Source organism: Coleofasciculus sp. C1-SOL-03 (genome assembly GCF_040220555.1).
GTDB lineage: Bacteria > Cyanobacteriota > Cyanobacteriia > Cyanobacteriales > Coleofasciculaceae > Coleofasciculus.
Genome location: NZ_JAVJUO010000066.1, coordinates 22,073 through 28,382, shown reverse-complemented (window position 1 = coordinate 28,382; position 6,310 = coordinate 22,073). Strand labels below are relative to the sequence as shown.

General features: G+C 44.2%; 5 protein-coding genes. 1 reads left to right on the top strand and 4 read right to left on the bottom strand.

Translation table 11 applies throughout. The features are described 5' to 3' along the window. Positions 1-838: 838 nt before the first annotated feature. Positions 839-1,831, bottom strand: coding sequence for a pentapeptide repeat-containing protein (locus RIE73_RS10710; protein ID WP_446401176.1), 993 nt, complete (start codon positions 1,829-1,831; stop codon positions 839-841). Next, positions 1,821-2,900 carry a hypothetical protein gene (locus RIE73_RS10705; protein ID WP_446401175.1) on the bottom strand — a complete coding sequence of 360 codons (1,080 nt, stop codon included), beginning with the start codon at positions 2,898-2,900 and terminating at the stop codon, positions 1,821-1,823. The genes RIE73_RS10710 and RIE73_RS10705 overlap by 11 nt, the downstream gene beginning before the upstream one ends. Before the next feature lie 452 nt (positions 2,901-3,352). On the opposite strand from RIE73_RS10705, the gene RIE73_RS10700 reads away from it, so the two are divergent. Continuing rightward, positions 3,353-3,634 carry a hypothetical protein gene (locus RIE73_RS10700; RefSeq protein ID WP_446401174.1) on the top strand — a complete coding sequence of 94 codons (282 nt, stop codon included), beginning with the start codon at positions 3,353-3,355 and terminating at the stop codon, positions 3,632-3,634. Between the two features lie 276 nt (positions 3,635-3,910). Here RIE73_RS10700 and RIE73_RS10695 read toward each other — a convergent pair whose 3' ends face one another. Next, the gene (locus tag RIE73_RS10695) at positions 3,911-4,897 is read right to left on the bottom strand and encodes a hypothetical protein (protein WP_446401173.1); all 987 of its coding nucleotides are present in this window, start codon (positions 4,895-4,897) and stop codon (positions 3,911-3,913) included. Positions 4,898-5,204: 307 nt separating this feature from the next. Further along, on the bottom strand, positions 5,205-6,236 hold the full coding sequence (locus tag RIE73_RS10690) for a PstS family phosphate ABC transporter substrate-binding protein (protein ID WP_446401172.1): 1,032 nt from the start codon (positions 6,234-6,236) through the stop codon (positions 5,205-5,207). Positions 6,237-6,310 lie beyond the last annotated feature (74 nt).

Sequence of the window (6,310 nt, the reverse complement as noted above, 5' to 3'; positions counted from 1 at the left end):
CCCTCACTATTCTGTGTTTGTGAAACAGCCATCCCTTCTGTGTAATCTGTGTTTTGAACACTGATTGCACGGATTTAGAGGAACGTTAGAGGTGGGGAGTTGAGAGGTTAGTCACACTGATTTCACAGACCGGTTAGTTCTCGCTGGCAAAGGATGAGAAGATGATTCGATGGTTGGGGAGATTATTTAGTTTTCTGTGTCAATCTGTGTCCCTCACTATTCTGTGTTTGTGAAACAGCCATCCCTTCTGCGTAATCTGTGTTTTTGTCAATACTTAGTCACAATTTTTATCGTAAGTTTAACAAAATACATGCGTCCAAGGGTACATTGAGCGTGAGGTGAAAACCATGAATTATACAAAGTTTCACGAAAATTCAAGGAATTTAGCAGGGTCTTAATTAGTTTTACTTACAAAATACCCATCATAGATAGTATAACTGAAAATCGTACAATCACCTCACAATCGCCGTAACCCCTGAAAATTCGTAGATTATTTCGGAACAGAGGTAAAAATCGAGCAATTATGACGTTTTGTTGCGATGTGAACCTGATTGGAAAATTTAAACCTTTATGGGGTGAAAGAATAGTTTGAATTATCAGAACTTGACAAATTAAGACGACATCGAATTTAGTCAAGCTAAGGAAATGTCAGTAGCGAAGGATACAGAAAGGGCAAAGTGGGATGTCGTGAATAGTCGTTATTGCCAGGAGTGCGATCGCTCTTGGGCAGGTTCTGATTCGTCTAAAGTCCAAAAGTATTTCGGGATAATTAAGTCATCAATACTTGTTTATTTAAATTACCCTTCTACCCGTTTCCCCCTCCCTACCCGACTTAATATCACTCATGAATTCTACCATCAGGCATTGTCGCCCCCTGCAAATTTGCCCCCATCAAATTCGTGGTACTTAATTCTGCCCGTGCCAGATTAGCATTACTCAAATTCGCCCCCATCAGATTGGTTCGTGCCAAATATGCCTCAATTAAATCCGACTCACTCAGATTGGCTTCCCGTAAATTTGTCCGACTCAAATCCGCCCGATTCAATCGCGCCAAACTCAGATTTCCCCGACTAACTTGGGCTTTATTCAACCTAACATCTGGCATTACAGCCCCCTGTAAATTCACGTCCGTTAAATCGGCTTCACTCAAAATCGCCCGTTCCAATTTCACATTCTTCAGCATAGCCCCGCGCAAATTCGCCCCCATCAAATTCACTTCCGTCAAAAATGCCGAACTCAAATTCGCGCCACTCAAATTTGCCCCGCGCAAATCCGCTTCCCGCAAATTCGTTTCCCTTAAATTGGCACCCCTTAAGTTCACTTTCAATAAATCAGCCCCGCGCAAATCTGCCCCTTGTAAATCGACGTTCTGCAAGATGGCGCCCCGCAGCTTGGCGGTATACATCCGCTTCTCTTCTCGCAAATTCGCCCCGCGTAAACACGCCCCAGTTAAATCTGCCCCACTTAAATTAGCCCCCCGCAAATCAGCATCCATTAAGTTAGCATCAAGCAAACTGGCTAATGTCAAATTGGCGCTTCTTAAGTCTGCACTTTGTAAACTTGCCCCATGTAAGTCGGCATTACTTAAATTAACCCCACTCAGCCACGCCTGATTTAAATTCGCGCCACTTAACCGTGTCCCCACTAAATTCGCTTTCCGGAAGTTAGCGCGACTCAGGTAGGCAAAAATTAACGTCGCGCCATGTAAATCAGCCCCATTGAGAACGATGCCAATTAAGTCCGCGCCAAACAAATTGACACCACTGAGGCTGACACCAGTAAACTTAGTTTCTCCCGCTTCATAGCGCTGTAGGAGTTCCTTAACGTTCATAGAATCGTTTCATTGATTGTGCGATCGCGCCAGCGGCTTGAGTGTTTTCATCGGCGTCCTCAATGGCTTGTGCTGTCTGGTAAAGCTTGGCTTCGAGTTCCTCAAGCGTGGGACAAGTCGAGAACAATTCAAATAACAAATCGTCTAAGGGCTTGGCTTTCATCAATAACCAATCATGTTGCGTTTTTTTAATCGGATGATAGAGTACCGAAAAAATTAATAATTTTGCCCGCAATGGGGTCGTATATTTCATTACATTTAACCGTAAATCAAACGGGTCATACGGGCATTGCTTTGACGCGGAATCCTGAGTTAAATTTTGTCCAATTTCTTGACCTTTAACACCTGATGATTGCTGCTGAATAAATTCGCTTTGCTTGTTTTTGTCTCCCTGTAGTTGGGTATTTTTGTTCCCTCGATTGATCGGTGATGGCAACCTTGTCGGTGGCGGTGCTGGTGGCTGCGATCGCACGGCTTTTGCGGCTTTAACACGGGTAATTTCTGAATCATCAGTATAGAGTTTTTGCAGCACCTTGAGAATCGTTTTTGCCACGACAATATAGTCTGCCTGTCGGTTGAGGGTTTGCACTTGCTGCTTGAGTGCTGCACTGAGTTTCTTGATGCTAGGGTAAGATTCTCTTAAGTCTTGAATTAAATCCGCCAAATTTAATTGTTCTAGAATCTGTGAGTTTGTCTCCCAGTGATTTTGACTGACATAAAGCATCAGTTTTTTGATTCGCAGGATATTACTGTTTTCTGCCAGTTCACTGGCGGTTTCTAAGACAATCCATGGAGGTTGAGTCGCGGCTTTAGGCGGGGATTTTGCGGCGACGACTTGAGTTAACTCTTCCGGTTCGCTATAGAGTGGTTCTAATTGATGAATAATCGTATCAGCCACGACTAAATATTCAGCTTGGCGGTTCAAGGTTTCCGCAAAGCTATAAAGCGTTGAACGAAGTTGTTCCAGACTGAAATGGGAGGCGCGAAGTTGTTGGATTAAATCAGAGAACTCATACTGATTCAGAATTGACAACTCGTTTTCCCACTGACTCTGGCAGGTATAAACCATTAACTTTTTTATCCGCGTTGAATTGTCGTGGGTTTCTAAATTTTTAACAATTCTATCTAAACTCAATAACCCTGGCATTAATCTAAATGATGAATTGTGAAATTATCGCTTTTATGGAGAAATAATCCGCTGCATTTTGTTTGTGAGCAGGATGCCTTGAACTGATATACCTGCTTAGATGCAATAACATACATTATTTATTTTGTCAATAGTTTAAATTACACCGATTTCCAACTCTATGATATCAAGACTGCCGGATGTAGAGACGTAGCATGCTACGTCTCTACATGGGTTCCAGAGGTAGCAGGCTGGATCTGGAACAGGTTCCCCCAGCTTCCCCAGAAATTATCCTGATCGGCTGGCACAGGCTAAGAAAATCATAAATACTGACCCCATTTTAGTGGCAGTTGAATCCCTTATCAGTAGTCGATTACGACTCCTTCTAAATCACTATGTTACTTACTCGTCAACAACTCAAAGCCAAAAAACGCAATGCCAAACGGCTGAGTCAACTCCTCCAAGATGCTAGAAGAGAACTTGAACACAACATTATTATGTTGGAGGATACGGTTCTCGATCAAGGCATTTGGCAAATGTCCGATATTTTACCCTCCCAAAATGCCCATTCCGTAATTGGCGAAATTCTCGCGATCGCGGATGCTTGGGAACAACTCAACCATTTTGAAATTGAGGAAAAGTTAGATCATATCGAGGGTAAATTCTATCAAAACTAAACCATTCTCTTTAATTTTCTCCATAATCAATTTATCCCACGACCTTGAGTTGTGGGATTTTGCCTCATATCTCAAAAAATATGTTCTCACGCAAGGTATTGAGGAGAGGGCGACCCGACCAAATTGAGTGGATACAGTTGTTCATTGATGCAAGCGGGTCGCCCCTACACGGCTCCCATAGGTGCTTCTTCTATGCATCACAGGCGTCATTGTGTTTGTAGACAGCTTCTAAGAAACATTTTTAGTCTGGGAGATACAACCACCATTATTGGGACACTATTCGAGAGAATCCATCTCTATTTGTGTAGATGAACTCATCCGCATCAGCTTTTCTTGCTCACTTTCGGGTTCTGTCACCAGAAACTCCATGTTAGACAGTGTAGACATCATTCCATTAAGCGGCATGATCTGATCAAACCCAATGGTCATTGTTCCCGCGCTTTGCATGCCAAAAGACTGAATCTGAAAATTCACACCAGGAGGCGTTCCGGGAAGATTCATTTGGCTCGATTCCTGAGATTGCTGTTGCATACTCATTTTCAGCGTCACCTGATCCTCCTGAATATCTTCCACCTCATATAAGACGTGAACCTGATCCAATGGCAACCCAGAAACAGGTACAGCGCTAGAGACTTGCCAGGTTGCGCCCACTCCCACTGCTGCTTTGGGAAATGGTGCGGCTGATAATTGCTCTAAGGAACTCAACATTTGCTGGAGCAGTTGTTGGAGGTTGGGGTCAAGATCCGCTGGTAACGATACATTAACATCTTTGGTGATTCCCTGCTGATTAATCACATAAGAAATCGTCACATCCTGGAGTTGTTGCAGTTGCGATCGCAGGTTTTGAATCAGTTCCGGCGGAGCGGTTGTATCCGAGACTACATCCACATCGGTGTAAGTCACTTTAATCTGAGCATCTCCATTCGCCTCAACCTGAGTCACCTCCGACTCAATGGTCATCTGTATAGGTGGCATATTGACATCAGGCATCACCTGACCATCCACCGTCCCCCTCATATCCATATTCATCGTCAGGACTGTGGTTTGCTTGGTGTTGGCGGTGGGTTTAAGCTGCACAATTTGCCGAGGTTGAACGCCCGGATCAAGTAAGACTATCCTTGATTTCGCTTCCGCCGCACTTTCGGTCGAATCGGGAATGGTTTCAATCAATGGTGTTTGAGCATTGACAGAGGGAGATGGCGGCGTTATTCCCGATCCGGTAATCAGTAAAAGGGCAGCACTTAGGAGGAAAGGTTTCTTCATCAGGTCATTCGAGATTCAGATACTGAATTCAATCTAGCTCACTTACCAGGGAGAGTGAGCGTTAATTGCCTGCATTCAACATTCAACACTCAAAACTCTCTCATGGGGTTGGGGCGGGTTTAGTTGCATCCAGGTGAGGGAAGAAACGATAATAGTGAAACCCGCCCCTACAAATTCAACATTCAACACTCAAAACAATTTAAATGCGTGACAGCTTAGTAAGGAATGTTAACAAACCTCAAATTATTACTGTTGCCTGTTGCCTGTTGCCTTGCCCTCATGTTTAACTTTAATTTTTTCCGACTACTTAGAACTTAGGTTGTTTGCGTAATAACTCACCAATGGTGAGATTGAACTCAGATTGTCCATCAAAGACGGTTCCCGTTTTGCTGTTATAAAATTTCACTTCAATTAAATGATAGCCATCGTCCGGTAAGGGGACATAACCGACAGAACGAACCACCTCTGGCGCTTGCTCTAAATAAAACTCAACAAATTGCCTCAAGGCTGGATTCTTTTGCGTTTTGTCCGCATTAATGTAGATAAATAAGGGGCGGGAAAGGGGTTGATATTCAGCCTGTTCTACCGTTTTCGGAGACGGAAGTACAGGTTCATTTCCCTCTTCTACTGCTACAGCTTTCAAGTCATCTTTATTCGCTTCGTAATAGGCTAAACCAAAGTACCCTAAAGCATTGGGGTCTTGACTCACCGCCTGCTGTAGGATGTCGTCATCTTCACTAGCCGTATAGTCGCTGCGACTCGCTCCGGCTTTCCCGACGATCGCTTCTGTAAAATAATCAAATGTACCGGAATCAGTGCCAGGACCATAGAGACTCAGGGGTCGATTGGGCCACGATTGGCGCACCTGATTCCATTTAGTGATTTTTCGTTGCGCCGCGGGTTCCCACATCGTTTTCAACTCTTGCACGGTGATGCTCTCAGCCCAATCATTTTCCGGATTGACGACTACCGTAATCGCATCAAAGGCAACGGGTAATTCAATATAAGGAACTCCCGCTTGTTTGCAGGCTTCCATTTCCTGGGTCTGGATAGGACGTGAAGCATTGTTAATGTCTGTTTCACCAGCGCAAAACTTTTCAAATCCGCCTCCTGTCCCCGAAAAGCCCACAGAAACGTCTACAGGAGCCTCAGCGGTGTTGTTAAACTCTTGAGCAACCGCTTGGGTAATCGGGTAAACCGTACTCGACCCATCAATGTTGATCGGTTGCGGTTGTTGAGACTGAACGTTGGAGGTACAGGAGTTCAATCCCACAGCAAAGCTGAGGGCGATCGCAACTGTACTAAGCCGGAAAACCCATCGCTGGGGTGTTATGTTCATGAGTAGAGTCCCCCATTATTTGAACATAGGGTACGGTTCAATCATGTCAGTATTAGTTTAAGCAGAATTTATCG